Here is a 22,850-nt window from a genome sequence, read left to right as displayed (position 1 = left end):
AATGTTTACAGGAAAAACCGTTGGAAATGCAACTCCAACGGTTTTCTGTATTTTCACTTAAAAAAAGTAAAGAAAACGAAAGTGTATGTCAATGAATTGAAATTGTTTCCATTCGGTCCGGATATTACAATCTTAGTTGTAGACTCGGAGTGACAGTTCTTTAGTTGGTGACGAAGGAGGAGTGATGTCATGGATCAAGCCCATCAACTCATTCGAAAACCAAAGTGGGTGGTTGCGGGCGTATTTCTGCTTGTACTTACGATCATCACTTCTGCCACATGGGCGAAAGAGAAGAGGCATGCCAAAGATGAGGAAGACTACATTGCAAAAATCAATGACGTTCCCATTAGCCTCTCCGAGTTTGAACGAGCGGTTCGAAGGAATAAGTCAAGCGTCCTTCATTATTTTCAAGAAAAGTATAACGCAGAGCAGACACCCGAATTCTGGACCACGTCGTTTCAAGGACAAATTCCTGCAGCGATGTTGAAGAAGCAAGCATTAGACGACAGCGTGCGCATTAAGCTCAGACAACTGATTGCCAAAGAACAAGACGTTGTTAAAGACATTAGCTATGAAGGATTCATGCAGCAATTACAGCAAGAGAATGAACGAAGGAAACAAGCCATCCAAAATCATCAGGTTGTCTATGGACCTACACAATATCAGGAAGAAGCCTATTTTGAATACAGGATGACGAATGAAACAATTGCCGTAAAGCAGAAGATGAGCGCATCCAAGGTCGATGAAGACTCTGTGAAGCAGTTCTATGATCTGCATAAAGACGGGCGATACGTGACATCCGGTTACGTGAAGGTACAGCGCATTTCGATTCCTTTTTTAGATGCGAAACAACACGTGGATACGTTCAAGAAAGAACAAGCCCAGATCGAATTAGAGAAAGTACGACAAGATTTGGTTGCGGGAGCTTCTTTTGCAGATCTTGCGCAAGCCTATATGACAACGGATCAAGAGATGGAGCTGACCTATCACCTCAGGAACGACCGACAGAATGCAAGAAGCCCGTTGGCTCAGGCAGCGGCAAAGCTCTCAATTAACGGAATTAGCGGCATGATTGAAGAACATGGCAGCCTTCATATCATAAAGTGTATCGAGAAAATTGAGCCGGGCTCTACATATATACCTTTGGAGGAAATCCGAGAACAGGTACGCCAAGATATGATCGATGACCAGTATGAATCATATGTCAGCAAGAGGTTGTTAGAGGTGACAATCGTACGGAACGAATCCCAGTATCAATCCTATCCCATGCCACGTTAAACCTATGTTTTCCTCACTTTTGTAAGCGTTTCAATGAAATATCGTTGAAGCTTTTACATACATCAAAAAAGAGGAAGGAAGAAGACTTATGTTCAAAGGAACAGCCCAGAAAATTATTAGTCTGGCCGTTGCGGTGCTTATGTTCTCTAGCATTGCAGCGGTGTCTCCGACAAAGGTGATGGCAGAAGCGGGGAATACGTACTATGTTGATAACGTCAGCGGAGATGACAATCATGGGGGGACAGATCAAAGCGCAGCATGGAAAACGTTAGCTAAAGTAAATGCAACTACCTTTGCGCCTGGAGACAAAATCTTGTTCAAAGCAGGCGGTTCTTGGCAAGGACAGCTTTGGCCGAAAGGCTCGGGTGCAGACGGCAGCCCCATCGTCATCGATATGTATGGAACGGGGAATAAACCGCTCATTACCGGCGTGACGTCAGAATTATCGACGGTTTTCCTTAAAAATCAGGAATATTGGGAAATCAATAATTTAGAGGTCACCAACCCTTCTTCCGAGCCTTTTACAAGAGATTGGAAAGGAGCGCGGGGGGAACGGCGCGGCGTCTACATACTAAATGAAGAGAGAGGAATATTGAACCATATTTATATCAAAAACTTAAACGTTCATGATGTAGATGGCGTATATACAACGCGCTCTGGCGGAATCATCTTCGATTCGGTCGGCTCCATCGTGCCGAGTGCGTTTCACGATATCCTCATTGATGGCAATACATTAACCGATGTTGATGCATACGGAATCTATATCAGCTCCAATTGCATCATACGTTATGGCATGGGCGACCTATGGGAATGGGTTCCGAAGCCTTATGGCCCGTGGACGCCATCAACAGGCGTGAAGATCTCTAATAATACAATCGTTAGAGCCGCAACGGGAGGGATTGCTTGGAACGTGACAGACGGTGCCGTGGTTGAGCGGAATACCGTTCAAGAGGCTACCTATCTCGCGACGAATGCATCCATCTGGTGGGCGTATGCCGACAACAACGTCGTTCAATTTAATGAGTCTTTTGCTAGTCGCAATGGTTCGGAAGACGGAACTGGCTTCGATGTGGATGCGGGAAATCTCGGGTCACTCGTGCAATACAACTACAGTCATGACAATGCAGGCGGTTTTATGCTCTATGTAAATGATACCTACAATACGATCAATACCATTGTCAGATATAACATTAGCCAGAACGATAAAGGCCGTATCTTCCGTTACAGCGGTTCGATTGATACGGTTATGAACTACAATAACACGATTTATGTAGGAGCTGCTTCGGGCAATCCTGTCATGAGTGATTATTTCACCAAATCTTCTGGCAGTCCCAAAAATATTAAAAACTACAATAATATCTACTACAGTGTTGGAGACCGCGGATGGACGTTGACGGGTCAGACCTTCGATAATAATGCATACTTTGGCGGGAAAACCCTAGTGAGTTCGGATGCTCACAAAATAATGGCCAATCCGAAATTATTGAATCCAGGCAGTGGCGGAGTTGGCATGAATACGGTGGACGGCTATCAATTACAAAGTGACTCTCCGCTCATTGGTGCAGGAGTTCCGATTTCAGACAATGGCGGACGCGACTACTTCGGCAATACATTATATAACGGGGATCCTGATATTGGCGCATTCGAATATCAAGGCGACGTACCGCCAGCCACGAATAAACCGCCAATCGTATTCACACCGGCACCGATTACGCCATTGCCGAAACCACCCGGACCTGCCGTGGGCAATCTGACGCCGTTAGCGACAGCAAGTGCGTCCATAGCTACCTTATCGGGCAGTTCGATCAAATGGCTGAATGACGGCTTGTATGATAAAGCATGGTCTAGTGTGGATAAAGGAGTTACGTTCCCGAATTACATTACGCTAGATTTTGGTGCGAGAACCGTGACCGTGAACAATATGAAGGTCGTAACCCGCTTCGGAACGGGTCAAGGGGTAACGAGCCTGGATATCGAAGCTTACGACGGCACGTCATGGGTCCCAGTGCAGACAGGCGTGCAATGGGTTTGGCAATCGAATGACCAAACGAATGAGACCAAAAGCGTAGACTTTACGGCAACGACGGCAAGCAAATTCCGGTTAAAGATCAACGGAGCGAACCTGAAATGGGGCAATTTCGCGATCAATGAATTGGAACTCTATAATCTCAAGCCATAATAGAAGAGGATCGAAGATGAAAGAGACGGATGAGAAATCATCGGTCTCCTTTTTTCGGTAACAAGGGATTATACTTAATGTTGAACTTTGTAAAAAAATGGAGGTGTCGCATGAAACTGCAGGCTACGGGGAAGGCCAAATGGTTAGTCTATCAGAAAATCGTCATCGTATTTATCGCATTCCTTGTCCCTCTCATTTCGATGAACATTTGGGTGAATTACAAGGGAATGTCCTTTATGAAGAATGCAATCTTGGATTCATCGCTGGCGGGCGCGTCATTCTATTCGAAGCAACTCGACAAAGAGATGTATTTCATTCGCAATCTACAATTGCAATTTCTGGGTGATAAAGATTTGCAGAAGCTTAGCTTTCAAGGCGGCAGGTTAGGGCGTTATGAAGAGGTTGAACTCATCGATCAGATTAGCGACCGGTTAAGCACGCTCCTATCGTCCAGTGATTATGTAATCAATGGTGGGGTCTATGTCGAGGCCATCGGCAAAACCATCAGCAGCATGACAGGGGTAACGAATACACCGAATGATGAATATAAGCAAATAGATTCACTACTGAAGACGAAACCAAAGCCGTCTTTTTATAGGGATGGAGATCGAATCTTTTTCATAGAAACCGAAAATAATGCAGGAGTCTGGTCGTATATTGAAATTTCCCGATCCAAGCTCTTAGAGGCTCTTCATGAAATAGCTACCTTATATCAGGAATCTGAAGTTTTGTTAGGGAACCGCGATATGGGGAAGGTACTATCCACGACACAAGAAGACCAGGTATCGACTACCGTTCTTAACCTGATGGATGAACAGAACGAACATGATTCGGACTTGCCGGAAATGAAAAAGGTGAATGGTAAAAGCTACTTTATTATACATAACAATGTCAGTGCGTTGAATTTATCGTTAGTCATGTATGTCAATCAGAATGAAATCACTCGTCCCTTAAGCCAGTTCAGCACGTGGTTCTATGCCTTGTTCATTATCGCGATCGCAGTCATGCTGCTCTATTCTTACTCGGTGAATATCATGATTCATAGACCACTCTCTAAACTTGTGAAAGCGTTTCATTTGATCGAGACGGATAACCTCGATCTCGTCATCGAGTCCAGAAGCAAGGACGAGTTCCACTATTTATTTCATAGCTTTAATCGCATGGCCTTTCGGCTCAAACGCTCCATTGAGGAGAACTACGAACAGAAAATTGCCCTACAGCACTCGCAGTTGAAGCAGCTTCAATCGCAAATCAATCCGCATTTTCTGTATAACAGCTTCTTTAATATTTATATGATGTGCAAAGTAGGCGATGCCGACAGCGCAGCGGAGCTATCCCAGAAGCTGGGCAGCTACTACCAATATATTACGAGAAGCGGTTCCGATGAAGTGCCATTCTATAAAGAGTATCGGCATGCGCTTGATTATTGCGAGATTCAGTGTATTCGATTCTCGAATCGGATTCATTACGAATACGATGAGATTTCGGACGCGACGAATGTGATTGCTGTTCCAAGACTAATCATTCAACCGATTGTCGAGAATGTGTTCGAGCATGCCTTTGAAGACGGTACGATGCACGGCGTGATATATATTGGCGCGGATTGTCAGGAAGGAAGAGTCCGAATTACGGTAGAGGATAACGGGAATCTATTAACGGACGAAGATATCTTGCAGTTACAAAAGAAGCTGGCGATGCATTGCAGTCAAGTGGAGAACACCGGTCTCATCAATGTAAATAACCGATTACAACTCAAATATGGAGCAGGGAGCGGCTTATTCGTCTCGCGCAGCTCGTATGGCGGATTAAAGGTAGAACTAATCATAATCTATGAACATGAGGGGGTATAACTATGTACCGACTATTAATCGTAGATGACGAGCCTGTCATCGTAAATGGCCTCGTACAGCTGTTTCAGGAAAATCGTGAGTTTGAACTGGATATTTGCAAAGCTTATTCAGCCGGCGAAGCGTTGGAAATTGCGAAGAAAACCAAGCTGGATATCTTAGTAAGCGATATTCGCATGCCGCAGAAGAACGGGCTTCAACTCGTGGATGACATTATCTATTATTGGCCTTTATGCCGGATCATCTTTCTTACCGGGTACAGCGAATTTGATTATGTATATGAGGCAATGCGTAAGCATGTCGACAATTATATTCTGAAAACCGAAGGAATTGAACCGATCTTCCAAGCTGTGAAGACGGCGATCGGCAAACTCGAAGAAGAGAATGGACGCAGGCTTCAGCAGGAACGGGCACAAATGCATTTTCAAATCGCTGAGCCGTACTTGAAGAAGGAATTAATGGCGTCGATGCTGAGCGGGGAGTCGATCACAACCTTGTTATCTCATACCCATTACGCGAACGTGGAGTTTCTGATTTCGCTCGCACGACCTGCTTTCTTCTTGGTAGGCCATGTGGATCGGCTCGAGGGTCACTCGTCGCAAATCCTTGCATCGGTGCAACGGATATTTGGCAATCATTTGCCGAGTTCCATCGTCAGCGAAAAAGGGATTTATGACGACCGTGTGCTCGTCTGGTTATTGCAACCGGATGAAGAATTGCTGCAGAAGCTTCAGGTTCACCAGGATACGGAATATCCATGGCATGGCATGGTTGTTTATATGAAAGGGATTCTCGAGCTGGTACAGACTCAATGTGATGAGCTGCTCGGTGCTTGTGTCTCCTTCGGTATATCCGGAAACCTGTTGAATATATGGGACACGATACATCTTCAGGTCGAAGCGGCGCTTGCCGGGATTCAGCGAAGAGCTTCCCAAGGCCATAACATGGTCATTGTTGATCTTGAGAAGTCGGGGAATCAAGACGATACCCTCGTTCAGAATAACGTGGTTGAACAGGAAGACTTCAAGATGCTTGTCATTGAACAAATTCACCGTTTTGTAGAGCATAATTTATCTGCAGATGTATCCCTTACTTCGATTGCGGATGAGGTTCACTTCAATCCATCGTACTTGTCTCGTTACTATAAACAGATGACAGGCCGAAACTTACAAGAATACATTCAGTCAACGAAGCTGAAAGTCGCTATTCAATTGATGGAAGATAAGTCCTTGAAATTGAATGAAATCGCTATGCAGGTAGGGTTTGATTCGCACTCCTACTTTACGACGTTTTTCAAGAAAAAGATGGGTGTTTCTCCCCTGGAATACCGAAATTCGAAATAAGTAAATAAAGTAAAAGCATTGTAAAGAAATCAAAATTGATAGCGCTTTACCTTCAACCTAGAATAAAAGTAAGCACCTACAGATTGTTGATACGGCTGCACCAAACAAAGGGGGAAAGGGTCAAGATGAAGACATTCAGATCATGGAAATTGATTGTGCTGGTTACGATGATACTTTCGGTATTTACAGCCTGCGCGAGTCAAGAAAAAGAAACGGCTAGCACGACGACGCCAACCGCTACGGAAGACAATAAGGACAATGCAGCACCGCCGGATCCGTTAGGTAAGTACCCGGAAACAGTTACCGTCTCCGAGGTGCTAGGGTATAATCCACCCGAAGATCCAAGAACGCCTAAAGGCATGACACCCGACCAGAATGCTTATCTGAAAGATCTTAAAGAAATGTTGAATATTGAAGTGAAATATAAGTGGACGGTGCCTTCCAGCCAGTTCGAACAGAAATTCTCACTTGCCATGGCATCCGGGGATTTGCCGGATATCATGGAGCTAGATCAGAAGAACTTTGAGAAGTTGAAACAGCAAGATATGCTGGCTGATTTGACAGAAGCTTATCAACAATATGCTTCACCAGCCCTGAAGAAATATATGGAGTCGGACGGCGGGTTCGCGATGAAGACATTCAGCTCGGATGGCAAGCAACTGGGAATTCCGGCATTTGAAGATCCGTTCCTGTCCACGCAGTTACTATGGATTCGTAAAGATTGGCTCGATAACCTGAATTTGCAGCCGCCAAAGACGATGGATGAGCTGGAGAAAGTGGCAACCGCATTTGTTCAACAAGACCCGGATAAAAACGGCAAGAATGATACGTACGGCATCGCTATGCAGAAGGAATTGTTCTTCTGGGGATTTGATGTGAGGGGATTCTTCAATGGATTCGGGGCATATCCATCCATTGGTGACAGACAGTCTGCTTGGTTGAAAGACGGCGATAAATTAAAGCCAGGCATCATTCAGCCGGAAGTGAAGACCGCGTTAGGGAAATTGCAATCTTGGTACCAGAACGGGATTATCGATAAAGAGTTCGCGCTGAAAGATGAGAATAAAGCCGTGGAAGATATTACAGCAGGTAAAGTGGGCATTTCCTACGGGGAATGGTGGTACCCGAACTGGCCGTTGAATCTGAATGTGGACAAAGATCCGAAGGCGGAATGGATCGCCATCCAAGTTCCAGGGTTGGATGGACCAGGCCAATCGCTTGTCCCGAAAATCCGCAGCGGTAAATTATTCGCCGTGAACAAAAAAGCGAAGAATCCGGAAGCAGCGATTAAAATGATCAATTTCTATATTGAAATGGGTAACAAGAAATACATGGATCAGAACAAAGCGGAAAAAGGCTATGTATATAACTGGTTTAACCCGCGCATCTACAACCCAGCACAAATCGAGACCATCTATACTGAAGTGAATAAAGCACTTGATGCAAATCAGACGGAAATTACGCTAGACGATGAGAATTATAAGAACGTAGCGGATGTCTTTAAGGCCGCGAAGGATTATCTTGCAGGAAACACAAAAGAAGCTACCAAAGGCGTCAATTGGGGTCAATATTACAGCCGTGCTGCCAAAGAAGGCGGTTGGGGATTGACGAGACAGATTAAAGATAGCAAAGCATTCGTGAACAATGAATTCTATGGTCTTCCTACGCCAACCCAAGTGGAAAAGGGCGGCCAACTGGATAAGCTGATGCAAGAGTCTTTCACGAAAATTATTATGGGTGCTCCGCTAGATGAATTCGATAAGTTCGTAGCCAGCTGGAAATCCCTTGGCGGCGATCAAATCACTCAAGAAGTTAATACATGGTATAGCGAGCAATCTACCAAATAAATGATGAGATCGTAAAGCGGGAGAGTGGAGTCGATTCGTCGGCAACCCTCCCGTTTTAAAATTCGGTTGTGGGTTAGGAGGATCATCGATGAGTACGCTGAAAAAAGAATATCCGCTTCATTTGATGTTGGTACCTGGAGTTATTGTAACTTTGATTTATGCATACGGCCCGATGGCGGGTTTGGTCATGGCGTTCCAGCAGTTTGAACCGTTGTCTGGTTTTTTTAAATCGAAGTTCATTGGGTTTGACAATTTTCGTTACGTATTTGAATTGCCTGATTTCAACCAAGTCCTCTGGAATACAGTTGTTATCGCCCTCTTCAAGATGGTGTTATTTTTACTCGTCCCGCTCATCCTTGCGTTGTTATTGAATGAAGTGACGAAAAAATGGTTCTCACGTTTTATCCAGTCGGCAATCTTCTTGCCCTTCTTTCTTTCATGGACCGTACTTGGCGGTGTAGTTATTGAATTATTCTCCTTGCATGGACCCGTTAACGCAATGTTAACCTCTATCGGTTTGGAGCCTATTATGTTTATGCTAGACAACCAGTGGTTTAGAGGCATTGTGATCGGATCGGATGTCTGGAAAGGGATGGGCTATAACATGATTGTTATGCTCGCTGCCATTACTGGCATCAACGCAACGTTGTATGAAGCTGCAGAAGTAGACGGGGCCGGAAGATGGAAACAATTGATTCACATTACACTCCCAGGCATGGCTCCGATCTTGATTCTGCTTGGCGTATTAAGTCTTGGTGGAATCTTGAATGCAGGCTTCGAGCAAATCTTAATCATGTATAACCCAACGGTGTATGAAGGGTCAGACATTATCGATACATTCGTCTATCGTCTCGGGATGTTTAGCCAACAATTTGGACCTGCTGCAGCTATCGGACTCTTTAAATCGGTCATCTCGTTAGGGTTGGTATCTGCAACCTACTATGCGGCTTACAAATACAATAATTATCGAATATTCTAGGCTGGAGGTCGTACTGTGATACACAAACCAACAATCAGCAGAAAACTTTTTGTCATGATCAATACCATCGTATTAACAGGCATCACCTTGCTTGGAATTATTCCGTTCATTCACTTGTTATCGATTTCACTCAGTTCCAATACTGCGGCAATGGCTGGAGAAGTGAAGCTATGGCCCGTCGGATTTTCTTGGGATGCTTATGTGTACTTAGGCGAGAAGGTTGAATTCTTCCGGTCCTTATGGGTATCTATTGAACGTGTCGTGCTGGGGACAGCCGTTAATATGTTTCTCGTGTTCATTACCGCGTTTCCTCTATCGAAATCGAACGACCAATTTAAATATAGAACGCCGTATGTGTGGTTTTTTGCGATTACGATGTTTTTCGGGGGCGGATTGATCCCAACCTATATCGTTGTCAAAAATACGGGTTTAATCGATTCAATGTGGTCCCTGATTTTGCCGGGTGCCTTAAATGTATGGAACATGGTCTTGATGTTGAACTTCTTCAGATCGATCCCGAAAGAATTAGATGAAGCAGCGAGAATTGACGGTGCCGGGCATTGGAGAGTCTTGTGGCAAATCTATTTGCCGGTATCCCTACCATCGATTGCAACCATCGGGTTATTCACCATTGTAGGGCATTGGAACGCCTGGTTCGACGGGATTTTGTATATGAACTCGCCAGAGAACTATCCTTTGCAGACGTATCTCTCTACCTTAATTATGTCGATTAACGCCCAGATGACATCGATCTCAATTGAACAGCTGAAGGCGATGGAGAATTTAAGCGAGAAAACCCTTCGGACGGCCCAAATATTTATGGGAGCTTTGCCCATTATGGTGGTTTATCCGTTCTTGCAAAAGTATTTCGTCAAAGGGATGACCGTGGGTAGCGTCAAGGAATAGTTCCATATAACTTGAGAGGAGAAGGATGACAGATGAAAAAGGTTAGGGTTGCATTAATTGGAGCGGGATTACGAGGTGTGAATTATTTGGATTATGCACTGCAGCACCCGCATGAACTCGAAGTTGTCGCCGTGGCGGAGCCTGTTGTGGAACGGCGGAATAGCTTCAAGGAGAAGCATAGCATTGCAGATGACATGTGCTTTGAACATTGGGATGAGTTCTTTGCCGTACCGAAACTCGCAGACGCCGTGCTCATATGCACGCAAGATAAGCAACATTTCGAACCCACGATGAAGGCGCTTGAAGCGGGGTATCATGTATTGCTGGAGAAACCGATGTCTCCGGATGCGAGGGAATGTATGCTCATGGGGGAGAAAGCTTCGCAAATGAACCGTGTTTTCTCGATATGTCACGTGCTTCGCTATACGAATTTTTTCTCGACGATTCGCGAATTGTTGCAGCAGGGAACCATTGGTCAGCTCATGTTCATCCAACATAATGAGAACGTAGGATATTGGCACCAAGCACATAGTTTTGTGAGAGGGAATTGGCGTCGAAAAGATGAATCCAGTCCGATGATTCTAGCGAAGTCTTGCCATGACCTCGATATTCTGCTCTGGTTGGCCGATGCGGAATGCGTGCGTGTGTCTTCTTTCGGATCATTATCCCATTTTAAGGCGGATCAAGCCCCGGAAGGAGCTGCGCTACGGTGCTTGGATGGATGCCCGGTATCTGACGAGTGTCTCTATTATGCGCCGAAGCAATATTTAACGAGCGATACGAATTGGCCAACCTCGGCGATCAGCGATGATCTGAGTTATGAGGCCCGCTATAAAGCGCTGCAGGAAGGGCCGTACGGCAGATGTGTCTATCATTGTGATAACGATGTCGTAGATCATCAGGTCGTGAATTTGGAATTCGCGAATTCCGTCACGGCTGCATTTACGATGAGTGCATTTACCCGAGACGTTAGTCGCACGCTCAAGCTGATGGGAACCAAGGGAGAAATTCGCGGTGCGATGGAGAAGAACGAAATCGAGATCATCCACTTTGGTAGCGGTAAGGTGGAGCGGATTTCATTTGAGGATATGGGCGGGCATGTCGGTCACGGGGGCGGAGATATGGGCTTAATCATGGATTTCCTCCGGTTGGTGCGTGAGGACGGTAAAAGCCAGGGGCTGACCTCGGCACATCATTCGGTACAAAGTCATCTGATGGCTTTTGCCGCGGAACAATCCAGAATGGATGGGAACAGCATTCGGCTGCAGGATTTCGCACAGCAGCTTCGCATGCCCGTGGAGGCTTGAATCACTAATTATTTGGGGCTGTCCCAAAAGTAACTAATTTGACTGATGAGCGCGGATCCGATAAATTTTTTGGCTTATAAGAATAAAAATGGTAGCTTTAGGGGTCACCTCGAAGCTACCGTTTTTACTTTTTGGTATCTGCTTGTTTTCTTTAATAGATTATGGCAAGGGGAAGCCACCCGAACTCGAGGCCTACTTTTACTAAGCCACGAAGTAGGAAGCGCGAAATCCAAGACAAAAGCATGTATACATTGCCAATGTCTATATTACCCAATCATAATGAAGATGGTATTTACGAAGTTTAGCAATTCACCTAATATGGAGTTATAAGCGAAGTACGTAAGCATCTAGTTATGCGAAACCAGTGCGAATATACAGAGGAGCGAATACTATGCTGGCACTTAAATTCACTCAGAAACTTATATGAATGCAACTCCAGTTGAGTTAGGAGAGGTTGACCCGCTGTTTAGTTGGCATGTGAATATATTACAACTAAGAAGAAAACATATAATATTTGTTAATGATTCAAGTCGATTATGTTTAATCATCGATGGGATAAGGGTGGGTTCCCAACTAGGCAAATTACAAGAGAGATTTAAGGCAGATCTCAAAGAATATTTATTGTTAGAGGGAGTAAGAAGAAGCAAAATCGATCAATATTTCTTTGAAACAGGAGAAATTCGTATTGGTAAAACTAATAATAAGAGTGTTTTGGGAATCATGAATGAAATGTCCTACTATTGTATCGATATGGAGTTTAATCACACGTTTGATCTTAGTGCCCAGCTAAACTCGATGATCTATAAACCAATTGATTATGAAGAACCTATTAATGTATTCAAGAAAGCACTAGAAGCAAAATACTTTTAACTGTATGTATCTCCGGGAGGCACTGCATCACTAACAGCGTATCTACGCCCTTGGTTCGCATGAAGTATTAAGCAGAGAGGATGATTCAGCGAACAAACCTGCGAGGTTAAGTCCGTCGGACCAGGCGCGGGTGCGCCTTAAGCCTCTTGGGCTCGTAGATACAAGAACGTTAGCTGAAATAACTGCAAGCTGAAATTAAAAAGACATTTTGAAGGAAGTTTCGTCAATGAAGATTTCTTTAGAAGTTGAAATTGTTCAATTACAAGAAAAGAAATTAGTTGGAATCCCAGTAAATTCATCATTCGCTGGTCATGATCCAAGACGAGTTGAAATAGCGAACAGGATTTTGAGAAGGGGAATGATTATGCGAGTAATTACTTTATGCGGTTCTACAAAATTCAAAGACCAATTCGAACAAGCAAATGCATTTCTCACACTTCAAGGTAACATCGTTATTAGCGTTGCCTTCTTTGAGCAGAGCGAAGGTTTTGAAATAACTAAAGAACAAGCTGAACTACTTGGTAACCTGCATTTTAGAAAGATTGATATTTCTGATGAAATATTTGTAATTGATGTTGGAGGTTACATTGGGAACAGCACAAAAAAAGAGATCAAGTATGCTGAAGAGAAGGGAAAGGCAATCCGTTACTATTCTAATGGTGGGATTCCTTCAAACTGGGCGTTGAGATAACAGGCAGCATAGCTTAATATAATGAAAAACAAGCTGCCATCAGAAGGGCAGCTTGATAAATTTATTGGGAGGACTTTAGTTGGCCGTTGACCATAAAAGTCGAGGGGGAAAGTAACCATGGCTCTTAATTATTAGTTTATTTGAGTGAAAAAGATAAGTCTATTACTCTTTGGGAATATCTTGAAAAGTTGTTTATACTCGGCCGGGAAACACTGAAAGGTCTATTACAACAGCCTTTCAATTGGCACATGGGTGCTTCTTTGACAGAAACGATTCACAATTGTGGGGTCCAGCAATATTTAAGAAGTGGGGAGAAACCATGGGAGGATGCACCTTATTGGGTAGATAAAAAACTGAGCGTTTAGTTAGACGAGCTACTTGATATTAGTACCATATAGTATTATCCTATATAGTATGATAAGGGTGGTGTTTATGAATAGAGAAACACGCGGGGGGTTTTATATATCCCAAATTAAACAGCTTAGTAATAGAATTTTTGAAAGATTACTAAAAGAAAATGCCATCGAGGACTTTAATGGTGCTCAAGGACGCATCTTATTCGTGCTCTGGCAGAAGGATAATTTAACGATTACAGAGCTTGGTGAGAAGACATCACTTGCAAAAACAACACTTACTAGTATGCTTGATCGAATGGCTGAGCAAGGTCACATACAACGGAATCAAGATCCAAGAGACCGGAGACAAACGCTGATTACGCTAACACCTCATGCTAAAGCGCTTAGTAAAAACTACGATAAAGTCTCAGCCCAGATGAATCAATTGTTCTACAAAGGATTCTCGGATGAGGAAATTTACCAGTTCGACAATATGCTCGCTAAAGTACTTAACAATCTAAAACATTATGAGGAGTAATCTAATGGATCCAGTTGTGCTTAAGCAAATCATGTCTTTAGTAAATGATGCTCACACCATAATAGTCAGTTCTGTTGATGAAAATGGCTATCCCAACTCAAAGCAGATGTTTAAAAAGATACACAACGGATTGGAAAAATTCTGGTTTTCTACGAACACTTCTTCAATACGCACAAGACAGTTTTTGACGAATCAAAAGGCGTGTCTTTATTTTGTCGGAGAAAGTAATGGACTTATGCTTATTGGGGAAATGAAAGTTTGCACAGACAATGAAAGCAGAAGAATGCTTTGGAATGAAGGGGATGAAAAGTATTATTCGCTTGGAGTTGATGACCCTGACTATTGTGTCTACGAGTTTACTTCAGAGAGTGGTAACTACTACTTCAATTTAGAGAAACACATATTTAATATTGAGGAGTTGATAGAGGGTGCCATATCTTCAATGTAACAACATAGAAATATATTATGAACAGATGGGTTTCGGAAGTCCGGTATTGTTCTTACATAGTGGATTTTCACGAGGAATATTAGCGTTTTCTAGTCAAATACTCGATTTTCAAAGCAAGTATAATTGTTACTTCCCGGATTTTAGAGGGCATGGAAGAACAAGGAGCAGCAGTCTCGAATGGAGCACCCCACAACACGCAGACGATATTCTTGCATTTATGGATCAACTGCAGATACCAAAGGCTCATTTAATTGGATATGGCATGGGAGGAGGAGTTGCTCTATATTGTGCTATGTATCAGCCCCAAAGAGTTGCATCACTGACTTCTATTGGTCAAAGTGGCTTTGTTGCATCCATGGGTTCGGAAGAGTTTGAACCGGAATGGCTTATAAAACACAAGAAATATGATTTTATTAAATCGATGGAAGAAAGACATCTAGATGCACATCAAGGAAATTGGCAAGAGTTTTTAAGACAAAAAATAAGGGATTGGCGAACTTACCCTCGGCTAACTGATGACCAATTAAGAGGTATAAGCTGTCCTACTTTGTTTATTGCTGGGGAGTATGATCAGTTCGCTCCAGAGGAAGAACTTAAACGGGTGACCAGCCTAATTCCTAACTCTCGTTATGTTGTAGTACCTGGTGGCAGCCACAGACCTCATATGAGTCGAGAAAACCCGGTTTTTGTAAACGATACCATTCTTCAATTCTTAGAAATACAAAGTTGATAATAAGAGTTCGTATAAATGCCATTAAAGTAGATCGACTCTCTATTGACAAAATAAAAATCGAAATGTATTCTATTGAAAACATACGCTACCGTATCTAGAGGTGAATTATGCAATTAACGAGGGAAGACTGGGTAAAAGCTGGATTGAACAACTTGGCCGAAGCTGGAATACATGAAGTTCGTGTCGAAATACTTGCTCGGAAGCTGAAAATAAGTAAAGGTAGTTTTTATCACTACTTTCGAGACCGTAAAGAACTTCTAGATTCCATGATGGATTACTGGGAAGATTATGCAACTAAACAGATCATTCATAGTATAGAACAAGATAATTCCTCATTGGAACAGCTGCTTCACATTAGTATCAATCGAGACAAGAAAATTGAGATTGGCATTTATGCCTGGGCCAAACATGATCCTATCGTGGCAACCCGATTAGTTGATATTGAGGAACAAAGAATTAATTGTATTTCCAGACTGTATCAAAGGCGGGGGCTGACGCTTTCAGAAGCGATGGACAGGGCTAGACTTACATATTTAACTTATGTAGGGTGGATGACTAGGTTTGAGTTCAATACCAATTTTGATATAGAGAAAATGTTTGTGATTTTATTAAGTATGTGATTACGCATGTCCCTAATGTGGTTTTACGATCCATAGGGACATAAAAAATACATAAACATACGTAATCGTATGTTTATGTATTTCTAACAACCCCTTTTATGGAGAAAGGAGATTTTTATATAAAAACATTTCACCTTATTGTGGCATTAATGATAATGCTTTTGGGGATTATTCATATTTGGATAACACCCAGAATATACAAATCCATGACCCAAGAATCTATATGGTTCGTAAGCGGTGGGTTGGCAGTGATCTCAAACGCTAGCATTAATTTAGTAATGATTAACGTTAAGATGGGACCCAGTTTGTTGAATTATATTTGCCAAGTAAATAATGTACTGACTTTTATATTTTCACTAATTTTAGTTCGTGCACTCCCTAGGCCGCAAACGAAATTGTTGCTATGTTTAATGTTCTTGGAAACCTTGCTAGGATTTGTTGAGCAAGTTTAAATAAGGTGATTTTGGAGGCGTTATTATGAAACTCGTTATGACATTATCAACTGTAAGTCTTTTGGCTCTAATCAGCATCATACATGTTTATTGGGCGTATGGGGGTCGCTGGGGTATCCAGGCGGCCATACCTTCGAGAGCGGGGGAGTATAAACCTGCTTTTGTTCCTGGGAAGGTAGGTACACTATTTGTGGCTATTCTTATTCTAATCGTATGCTTCATTCTTCTGATTCAGGGTGGTTATACACACTACTTTATAGCAAATACCATAACAAGAATTGGGTGTATCGTTTGCGCATCAGTTTTCTTTCTTCGGGCGATTGGTGACTTTAGACATATAGGATTTTTCAAGAAAATAAATCACACAGTATTCGCGAGAAATGATACATGGTTATATAGTCCGCTTTGTTTGTATTTCGGGCTAACATGTACGATTCTTTTGTTTTAATCGGTATTTTTACTTTAAGTATAAAAGACTTTGGTCCATCATTGGATGACGGACTCTTGAGTGAAAATTAACGCTTTCGCTTGTTGCTTACCTGCGGCGAGTAGATTGTCGCTCATATCAGGATCGTTGACAGATCGAGAAAGCATAAGTGTTCCAACCATCGAACTAAGCAAGCTGGACCCTGTAGCATAGTCGATATTCGCAACATCTGAAATAAAATCGATCATCCGTTTCAACTCGTCGGTGTAGACTTGCCTTACCTCTTCAGAAGAGCGTGAAATTCCGCTGGAAAGGGCAGGAAGGATGCAACCAAAATCCGTACTGTCCCGATGCTGCTGGCTGAGGTAGTAATCAATGACCACATGGATTGGGGGTCTTTGTTTCTGCTGTTCGGCAGCTTTCTGGAGGAACGCAATCGTATCGCCGATTGCATAACGGCAGGTCTCAGCAACCAGTTGTTCTTTATTATCAAAGTGCGCATAGAATCCCCCGTGTGTCAGTCCAGCACCTTTCATTATGAAAGGAACGCTGATGTCGCGAATTCCATTTGTGCGAAAAGCACGGGCAGCACTTTCAATGATTTTACCTCGAACCATCGCCTTGTGGCCTTCTGGATAAGGCATCGCAATCGCTCCTCTCACTCCAAATAGTTCATTTAAAATATTATAGTCATCATAATAAAAGCTGTCAATTCTGCTGCTGTTATGATTAGGACATGAAGAGGGCCATTGACCGATTTAAAATATGATGACTATAATATATTATGATCATCATATTTTAAAATCTATTTTTATACAGGAGGTATCTGAGTATGAGTCAGTTTGTAACTGTAGACACATTGGTTATCGGATCAGGTCCCGGCGGCTACATGGCAGCGCTGCGATCCGCTCAGCTTGGCCTGAAAACGGCCATTGTTGAGCGAGGCAAGATTGGTGGAGTCTGCACCCATGTAGGCTGTATTCCATCGAAAGCGTTGATTGCCGAATCTCATCGCTATCAAGTTCTCCGTCAATCGAATAAGACGGAGGCCGTGGCTTCCTTCATGAGTGCACAGGCATTCAAGGAAGGAGTCGTTAACAAACAGTCTGGTGGAGTTGGATTTCTGTTGAAAAATGCTGGAGTTACGATCATCGAGGGAGAAGCAAGCCTGGTTGATAAGCATACGGCTGCTATTAAACAAATGGATGCGGAATCCACGATTTCTTTTCAACACGCTATATTGGCAACGGGCTCCCGTCCGATCGAGCTGAAAGCCTTGCCGTTTGGTGGAAGAATTCTTTCCTCCACAGAAGCTCTCTCGCTTTCGCGTATTCCGACCAGCCTGATCATTATCGGAGGCGGATATATTGGCGTGGAGTTAGGACAGATGTATGCAAAATTCGGGACAAAAGTGACGATTTTGGAGGGAGGTCGCCAAGTGTTGCCAGGCTTTGAGCCAGAACTGACGGCTCCAGTTCTCCGGCAGTTAAAAGCTGATGGCATAACGATCATAACGGAAGCGACTGCCGTACAAGCGGAACAAACTTCCGATACGGTCACGCTTCATTATTCCAAAGATCAGGAACTGCATGTTCTTACGGCAGATTATGCACTGGTCACCGTAGGTAGAAAACCCAATACTGACGGAAATCTAGGACTGGAGCGTATTGATCTGCACACAACAGATCGGGGATTGATCGATACCGACGAACAATGCAGAACGGCTATCCCGCATATATTCGCCATTGGAGATATAACGGCAGGTCCGGCGCTTGCCCATAAAGCGTCATATGAGGCCAAGGTTGCAGCTGAAGCGATTGCTGGCCAAACCTCAATGGTTGACTACAAGGCGATTCCGCTAGTCGTTTTTTCGGAGCCAGAGCTTGCGAGTGTAGGCCTGACTGAAGCGGACGCAAAAGAAAATGCCATTCCAACTGTCATCGGCAAGTCACCATTTTCGATTAACGGAAGGGCTTTAGCGTTGCAAGCTACGGATGGATTCGTCAAAATCATTGCAGATCGAACCTCGGGAACCGTAATCGGCGCGCAAATCGTAGGGGTGGAGGCTTCGACCCTTATCTCGGAGATGGCTCTAGCTATTGAGATGGGCGCGAGCGTGGAAGACTTGGCCTTAACCATCCATCCTCATCCTACGTTGGGGGAAGTCATTATGGAAGCTGCTGAGAACGCCGTTGTAAAAATGAACTAACCAGCTACTTGAGTCTCTTTTTTTGCGCTGGAATGAAGTATGCATAACAGATATTTACCTTGTGCATAGTAAAGACGAACTCTACTCAGTAAGGGAGGTCTTTCTGTATGAATGTTCAAAGAGCACAAGAAATAGCGTCCTCCCCCGAAATGGCGAATGTGTTGTGTGATGGGACAGCGATCTATATTCAACATGTAGACGAGCAAAGTGAGACGGCACGCATCTATGCGTTAAATAATCCGGAAGAGGAGCGGGAAGTCCCTTTGTACGCGTTAACAGAACAAGATCAGGAGCTTATATAAGAGGTGAGGAGGTGTTGAGAAGATGGAAAAAAATAAGCAAAAAGAGATCGAGGCCGACCGTTTAAATTTTAATGACGATACGGATGATGTAGTGCGACAAGTACCTGCTACGACGGATGCCAGCGAAGCAGTTGCAGCGATAACCTCACATATCAATAAATACGATATACCGGATGAGTTGGAGGAAAAATAGTGAATGGCCCAAGCGCGCACAGGCTAACCTGCTGCGTGCTTTTTATGTATGGCGAATAGAAGGTAAGTGTATGTAGACAATAGAAATAGTTATCTACTGAAGATAAAATGACGAAGTAGGAGGAGTATATTATGGAAATATCAACCGATATTCCTGAGAATCATAGGCTATCTTCGAAGGCGTTATTAGAGTTTTTCACAAAAATAGAACAACTAAAATTAGAAGTAAACACTCTTATTTTGTTACAAGATGGCAAAGCTACCGCTCAATTTTGTCGCTCACCATATCGTATGGATAGTCCACAGCTATTATATTCTCTGAGCAAAAGCTTTACTTCTATAGCTGTAGGTATCGCATGGGATAACGGATATTTAGATTTAGATGATAACGTCATATCTTTTTTTCCTGAAAAACTACCGAGAAATATTACTCCAAACTTAGCGAAAATGACCGTACATCATCTATTATCTATGAACGCAGGGCACCATGATAATATCTATGCTACAGTAGCTAAGGAACAAGACTGGGTAAAGACATTTTTATCTTTAGATGTTGAACATGAACCGGGAAGCCACTATCGTTACAGCACCCATTCTACATACATGCTGTCTGCAATCATTGAACAAGTAACAGGTCAAAACATGGTTGATTTTTTAATGTCTAGATTATTTGAACCACTAGGGTTACCAAGACCATCATGGGAAATCTGCCCATTGGGCATTACAGCAGGTGGAATGGGACTGAGCATTTCAACCGAAGGTATAGCTAAATTTGGTCTTATGCTCTTAAATAAAGGGGTTTACGAAGGGAAAAGAATTGTTTCAGAGCAATTCATTAAGTTGGCTACATCAGAACAAAGTGATAATCGTGCAGGAGCAGAGAGAATAGATTCAGCACAAGGTTACGGATATCAATTTCATTTATGTCGGCGCGGCTGTTACAGGGGCGATGGTGCTTTTGGTCAATTATGTTTTGTAGCTCCAAAAGAAAATATAGTCATTGCGGCAACTTCTAGCTTCAAGAATATGAAGCCATTACAGACACTTTTAGATTTAATTTATGAACGTATTTTCGATCAATTAGACAAGAATGTTTTCTATTATCCTGAAGACAATATCGAACTGCAAAATCTATTATCTAATTTTAACCACTCTGTTCCTACAATTCGGCCTGTTCCCGTTAACATACCGATTGTAAATAATAGTTGTTATATGATGAATGACAATCCCCATGGACTTAAAAAAGTTTCCTTCCACCTGAAGGATGAACAATTGAAACTTCAAGTTTTCTATGGGGATGATAGAGACAAAAGTTTACCATTTGATTTTACGAAAGCGATGCATACTAAGGATGTATTCAATAAAGATTTATCCATGCATCTTCAAGAGGTTATCACTCATGCTTCTTGGCAAGATGAAAATACGTTACAACTTACTCTTTTCTACATCGAAACTCCATACGTGGTCACTTATATAATAGAGTTCCAAGACGAGACGATAGATTTTCAATTCAATATGAATGTGTCTCTTAACATATCAGATTATAGAGTAACTGGGAACTTAATGAATGTTCAAGTATGATTTGTTTTTTCCGTTTTAGGATTCTCCCCTTTGCGAAATGTATATTTTCCGTTAGAATAGATCAGTACTATTCTGGTATCGGCAGAATGACATATTATACAGGATCACCCCTGAAATTATTGGAGGCTTTTTTACTACCATGAACAATCAACAGAATACTAACATCAAAATCGTAACAGCCGACCCAAGCGCAATCGGCTTGTTTGGACTGGCTATCGTTACGTTCGTTGCGTCATCACAAAAGCTCGGTTTGACTGAAGGCCTCGGCCTCGTTATCCCATGGGCTATCTTCCTCGGTGCTTTTGCGCAGCTCTACGCTTCGATTCTTGATTCTAAACACAACAATACATTCGGCACGACTGCTTTTGGTGCATATGCTTTCTTCTGGTTCGCGACTGCATGCAGTTGGCTGGTAAAACTCGGCGTATTCGGCGAAGTTTTAGCAACAAACGCTGACGGCAAGCAGCTCGGATTTGCATTTGCTGGTTATCTCATCTTCTCCGTACTCATGACGATTGGAGCCATGGAGACAAATAAAGTATTATTCTTTATTTTCGTAATGATCGACCTGCTTTTTGTGGGCCTGACTTTTGATGCATTCGGAATCGCCTCTGAGGTGTTCCACACAATGGCTGCCTATGCTGAAATGGGTATTGCTCTTCTCTCGTTCTATGGCGCGGGTGCAGCAGTGTTGAATACTCACTTTGGAAAAGTGTTTCTTCCTATCGGTCGTCCATTTGGTATTTTCAAGGCCCGTCCGTAAAAGGAATATCGATTGAAATAAAATATATATATCAGCCGCTCATCGCGCCGATCCGCGATAGAGCGGCTTTTTTATTTGGACGAGAGCATCCTTTATTCATTGGAAATTGCTAAGACCGAGTTCACAAAAAGAGAAACGACCGCCCACGCAGTAAAATACTGGAGAACGGTCGACGCGGAACAATATTGTCTTGTCTACGTTGAGGGATTTTAACAAAGCCGGACGGTTTATTTAGCGGCTTGCTTGAAATACTCAATATCATCTTTGTACACATTGTACGCTTCGGAATACTCCATCACTCTAGCTACATCCGAGATGAAGCCTTCGTCATATCCGGCACGTCTCAACAAATGGAATCCGATTTCCATGCCGGAAGCGATGCCGGCTCCAGTAATGATTCTACCGGTATCGACAATGCGCGCTCTGCTGATTATGCAAGCCGGCGCGATCTCGGCAAGGCGATCAATCGGCACTTTGCCCATTTCGGACGCTTCCAGACGATCCGGTTCCTTCCGGCTAGTCGCAGGCAGTCCATCCAAAAGTCCCATTTGTCCATATATCCAAGAACCGGTGCAAACGCTGGTCAGTAATGTTGTCTCGGGCAGAGACCAAATATATTGATGCAGTCGTTTGTTATAGGTTTCCTGACGAGTTCCGAAACCGCCGGGAATCAAAAATGCATCCATATCAGGCATTTCGTTGAAACTGTAATTGGGATGCACTGTAAGGCCCGCTTGGGTTTGGACGGGTCTTAATGAATCTGCGACAAGAAATACGTCAAGCTCTGGATCCAACCTCCGCGCGACAGAGAACACACCGTAAGGTGCCGCATAGTCAACGACCTCAGCATCCTTGAAAACATAGACACCAACTCTAAAACCTTGCTTTTTACTCATAAATACTCCTCTCACTTTCCTATCGAATTTTCAAATCTATTTCTTATGTTCTTTCGGAAATTATGATATCATGAAATCAGGTATTGCAGTCATGATATAATTCAATA

22 protein-coding genes are annotated in these 22,850 nt (G+C 43.1%); 20 read left to right on the top strand and 2 right to left on the bottom strand.

Translation table 11 applies throughout. The features are described 5' to 3' along the window. Positions 1 to 189: 189 nt before the first annotated feature. From MNQ98_RS16620 to MNQ98_RS16550, 15 genes are all read left to right on the top strand, one after another. Positions 190 to 1,278, top strand: a complete 1,089-nt coding sequence (locus MNQ98_RS16620) for a peptidylprolyl isomerase (protein ID WP_241929258.1) — start codon at positions 190 to 192, stop codon at positions 1,276 to 1,278. A gap of 88 nt (positions 1,279 to 1,366) precedes the next feature. Beyond that, the gene (locus MNQ98_RS16615) at positions 1,367 to 3,457 is read left to right on the top strand and encodes a right-handed parallel beta-helix repeat-containing protein (protein WP_241929257.1); all 2,091 of its coding nucleotides are present in this window, start codon (positions 1,367 to 1,369) and stop codon (positions 3,455 to 3,457) included. Between the two features lie 110 nt (positions 3,458 to 3,567). Then, a complete protein-coding gene (locus MNQ98_RS16610; protein WP_241929256.1) occupies positions 3,568 to 5,307 on the top strand; it encodes a sensor histidine kinase in 1,740 nt (579 codons plus the stop codon). A 2-nt stretch (positions 5,308 to 5,309) separates the two neighbouring features. After that, positions 5,310 to 6,647 (top strand): response regulator, encoded by a 1,338-nt coding sequence (locus MNQ98_RS16605; RefSeq protein ID WP_241929255.1) that lies wholly within the window; start codon positions 5,310 to 5,312, stop codon positions 6,645 to 6,647. Between the two features lie 125 nt (positions 6,648 to 6,772). Then, positions 6,773 to 8,494 carry an extracellular solute-binding protein gene (locus tag MNQ98_RS16600; RefSeq protein ID WP_241929254.1) on the top strand — a complete coding sequence of 574 codons (1,722 nt, stop codon included), beginning with the start codon at positions 6,773 to 6,775 and terminating at the stop codon, positions 8,492 to 8,494. An 88-nt stretch (positions 8,495 to 8,582) separates the two neighbouring features. Then, entirely contained in the window at positions 8,583 to 9,473 is an 891-nt protein-coding gene (locus tag MNQ98_RS16595) for an ABC transporter permease (protein ID WP_241929253.1), read from the top strand. A gap of 18 nt (positions 9,474 to 9,491) precedes the next feature. Beyond that, positions 9,492 to 10,379: a carbohydrate ABC transporter permease gene (locus tag MNQ98_RS16590; RefSeq protein WP_241933944.1), complete on the top strand. Its 888-nt coding sequence runs from the start codon at positions 9,492 to 9,494 to the stop codon at positions 10,377 to 10,379. 32 nt (positions 10,380 to 10,411) lie between these two features. Further along, a complete protein-coding gene (locus MNQ98_RS16585; RefSeq protein ID WP_241929252.1) occupies positions 10,412 to 11,686 on the top strand; it encodes a Gfo/Idh/MocA family protein in 1,275 nt (424 codons plus the stop codon). 423 nt (positions 11,687 to 12,109) lie between these two features. Further along, the gene (locus MNQ98_RS16580) at positions 12,110 to 12,556 is read left to right on the top strand and encodes a DUF6933 domain-containing protein (RefSeq protein ID WP_241929251.1); all 447 of its coding nucleotides are present in this window, start codon (positions 12,110 to 12,112) and stop codon (positions 12,554 to 12,556) included. A 364-nt stretch (positions 12,557 to 12,920) separates the two neighbouring features. Further along, positions 12,921 to 13,247, top strand: a complete 327-nt coding sequence (locus tag MNQ98_RS16575) for a hypothetical protein (protein ID WP_241933943.1) — start codon at positions 12,921 to 12,923, stop codon at positions 13,245 to 13,247. Positions 13,248 to 13,679: 432 nt separating this feature from the next. After that, positions 13,680 to 14,120: a MarR family transcriptional regulator gene (locus MNQ98_RS16570; protein WP_241929250.1), complete on the top strand. Its 441-nt coding sequence runs from the start codon at positions 13,680 to 13,682 to the stop codon at positions 14,118 to 14,120. Between the two features lie 4 nt (positions 14,121 to 14,124). Beyond that, positions 14,125 to 14,568, top strand: a complete 444-nt coding sequence (locus MNQ98_RS16565; RefSeq protein ID WP_241929249.1) for a pyridoxamine 5'-phosphate oxidase family protein — start codon at positions 14,125 to 14,127, stop codon at positions 14,566 to 14,568. Further along, positions 14,549 to 15,298, top strand: coding sequence for an alpha/beta fold hydrolase (locus MNQ98_RS16560; RefSeq protein WP_241929248.1), 750 nt, complete (start codon positions 14,549 to 14,551; stop codon positions 15,296 to 15,298). The genes MNQ98_RS16565 and MNQ98_RS16560 overlap by 20 nt, the downstream gene beginning before the upstream one ends. A gap of 110 nt (positions 15,299 to 15,408) precedes the next feature. Next, on the top strand, positions 15,409 to 15,921 hold the full coding sequence (locus tag MNQ98_RS16555) for a TetR/AcrR family transcriptional regulator (protein ID WP_241929247.1): 513 nt from the start codon (positions 15,409 to 15,411) through the stop codon (positions 15,919 to 15,921). Positions 15,922 to 16,398: 477 nt separating this feature from the next. Continuing rightward, complete coding sequence (locus MNQ98_RS16550; RefSeq protein WP_241929246.1) at positions 16,399 to 16,821, top strand: DUF3995 domain-containing protein; 423 nt, start codon at positions 16,399 to 16,401, stop codon at positions 16,819 to 16,821. Positions 16,822 to 16,859: 38 nt separating this feature from the next. On the opposite strand, the gene MNQ98_RS16545 is transcribed toward MNQ98_RS16550, so the two are convergent. Continuing rightward, complete coding sequence (locus tag MNQ98_RS16545; RefSeq protein ID WP_241933942.1) at positions 16,860 to 17,444, bottom strand: TetR/AcrR family transcriptional regulator; 585 nt, start codon at positions 17,442 to 17,444, stop codon at positions 16,860 to 16,862. Positions 17,445 to 17,632: 188 nt separating this feature from the next. Here MNQ98_RS16545 and lpdA point away from each other — a divergent pair, with 188 nt between their 5' ends. The 5 genes from lpdA to MNQ98_RS16520 all read left to right on the top strand — a co-directional run bounded on the left by lpdA (position 17,633) and on the right by MNQ98_RS16520 (position 21,847). Beyond that, positions 17,633 to 19,009, top strand: coding sequence for a dihydrolipoyl dehydrogenase (lpdA, locus tag MNQ98_RS16540; RefSeq protein WP_241929245.1), 1,377 nt, complete (start codon positions 17,633 to 17,635; stop codon positions 19,007 to 19,009). 107 nt (positions 19,010 to 19,116) lie between these two features. After that, the gene (locus MNQ98_RS16535) at positions 19,117 to 19,311 is read left to right on the top strand and encodes an H-type small acid-soluble spore protein (protein ID WP_241929244.1); all 195 of its coding nucleotides are present in this window, start codon (positions 19,117 to 19,119) and stop codon (positions 19,309 to 19,311) included. Positions 19,312 to 19,333: 22 nt separating this feature from the next. Further along, positions 19,334 to 19,504 (top strand): hypothetical protein, encoded by a 171-nt coding sequence (locus tag MNQ98_RS16530; protein ID WP_208919630.1) that lies wholly within the window; start codon positions 19,334 to 19,336, stop codon positions 19,502 to 19,504. A gap of 131 nt (positions 19,505 to 19,635) precedes the next feature. Further along, the gene (locus MNQ98_RS16525) at positions 19,636 to 21,084 is read left to right on the top strand and encodes a serine hydrolase domain-containing protein (protein WP_241929243.1); all 1,449 of its coding nucleotides are present in this window, start codon (positions 19,636 to 19,638) and stop codon (positions 21,082 to 21,084) included. Between the two features lie 139 nt (positions 21,085 to 21,223). Beyond that, positions 21,224 to 21,847 (top strand): acetate uptake transporter, encoded by a 624-nt coding sequence (locus MNQ98_RS16520; RefSeq protein WP_241929242.1) that lies wholly within the window; start codon positions 21,224 to 21,226, stop codon positions 21,845 to 21,847. 227 nt (positions 21,848 to 22,074) lie between these two features. On the opposite strand, the gene MNQ98_RS16515 is transcribed toward MNQ98_RS16520, so the two are convergent. Continuing rightward, positions 22,075 to 22,743 carry a DJ-1/PfpI family protein gene (locus MNQ98_RS16515; protein WP_241929241.1) on the bottom strand — a complete coding sequence of 223 codons (669 nt, stop codon included), beginning with the start codon at positions 22,741 to 22,743 and terminating at the stop codon, positions 22,075 to 22,077. Positions 22,744 to 22,850: the final 107 nt, after the last annotated feature.

This window comes from Paenibacillus sp. N3/727 (assembly GCF_022637315.1).
GTDB lineage: Bacteria > Bacillota > Bacilli > Paenibacillales > Paenibacillaceae > Paenibacillus_AQ > Paenibacillus_AQ uliginis.
The sequence above is the reverse complement of the archived record's forward strand: the minus strand, read 5'-3'. Positions and strand labels throughout refer to the sequence as shown.

What these genes read in the sequence shown, in the direction of transcription:
- MNQ98_RS16620 (WP_241929258.1), top strand. Translation starts at nt 190, where the DNA reads ATGGATCAAGCCCATCAACTCATTCGAAAACCAAAGTGGGTGGTTGCG.
- MNQ98_RS16615 (WP_241929257.1), top strand. Translation starts at nt 1,367, where the DNA reads ATGTTCAAAGGAACAGCCCAGAAAATTATTAGTCTGGCCGTTGCGGTG.
- MNQ98_RS16610 (WP_241929256.1), top strand. Translation starts at nt 3,568, where the DNA reads ATGAAACTGCAGGCTACGGGGAAGGCCAAATGGTTAGTCTATCAGAAA.
- MNQ98_RS16605 (WP_241929255.1), top strand. Translation starts at nt 5,310, where the DNA reads ATGTACCGACTATTAATCGTAGATGACGAGCCTGTCATCGTAAATGGC.
- MNQ98_RS16600 (WP_241929254.1), top strand. Translation starts at nt 6,773, where the DNA reads ATGAAGACATTCAGATCATGGAAATTGATTGTGCTGGTTACGATGATA.
- MNQ98_RS16595 (WP_241929253.1), top strand. Translation starts at nt 8,583, where the DNA reads ATGAGTACGCTGAAAAAAGAATATCCGCTTCATTTGATGTTGGTACCT.
- MNQ98_RS16585 (WP_241929252.1), top strand. Translation starts at nt 10,412, where the DNA reads ATGAAAAAGGTTAGGGTTGCATTAATTGGAGCGGGATTACGAGGTGTG.
- MNQ98_RS16580 (WP_241929251.1), top strand. Translation starts at nt 12,110, where the DNA reads ATGAATGCAACTCCAGTTGAGTTAGGAGAGGTTGACCCGCTGTTTAGT.
- MNQ98_RS16575 (WP_241933943.1), top strand. Translation starts at nt 12,921, where the DNA reads ATGCGAGTAATTACTTTATGCGGTTCTACAAAATTCAAAGACCAATTC.
- MNQ98_RS16570 (WP_241929250.1), top strand. Translation starts at nt 13,680, where the DNA reads ATGAATAGAGAAACACGCGGGGGGTTTTATATATCCCAAATTAAACAG.
- MNQ98_RS16565 (WP_241929249.1), top strand. Translation starts at nt 14,125, where the DNA reads ATGGATCCAGTTGTGCTTAAGCAAATCATGTCTTTAGTAAATGATGCT.
- MNQ98_RS16555 (WP_241929247.1), top strand. Translation starts at nt 15,409, where the DNA reads ATGCAATTAACGAGGGAAGACTGGGTAAAAGCTGGATTGAACAACTTG.
- MNQ98_RS16550 (WP_241929246.1), top strand. Translation starts at nt 16,399, where the DNA reads ATGAAACTCGTTATGACATTATCAACTGTAAGTCTTTTGGCTCTAATC.
- MNQ98_RS16545 (WP_241933942.1), bottom strand. Translation starts at nt 17,444, where the DNA reads ATGCCTTATCCAGAAGGCCACAAGGCGATGGTTCGAGGTAAAATCATT.
- lpdA (WP_241929245.1), top strand. Translation starts at nt 17,633, where the DNA reads ATGAGTCAGTTTGTAACTGTAGACACATTGGTTATCGGATCAGGTCCC.
- MNQ98_RS16535 (WP_241929244.1), top strand. Translation starts at nt 19,117, where the DNA reads ATGAATGTTCAAAGAGCACAAGAAATAGCGTCCTCCCCCGAAATGGCG.
- MNQ98_RS16530 (WP_208919630.1), top strand. Translation starts at nt 19,334, where the DNA reads ATGGAAAAAAATAAGCAAAAAGAGATCGAGGCCGACCGTTTAAATTTT.
- MNQ98_RS16525 (WP_241929243.1), top strand. Translation starts at nt 19,636, where the DNA reads ATGGAAATATCAACCGATATTCCTGAGAATCATAGGCTATCTTCGAAG.
- MNQ98_RS16520 (WP_241929242.1), top strand. Translation starts at nt 21,224, where the DNA reads ATGAACAATCAACAGAATACTAACATCAAAATCGTAACAGCCGACCCA.
- MNQ98_RS16515 (WP_241929241.1), bottom strand. Translation starts at nt 22,743, where the DNA reads ATGAGTAAAAAGCAAGGTTTTAGAGTTGGTGTCTATGTTTTCAAGGAT.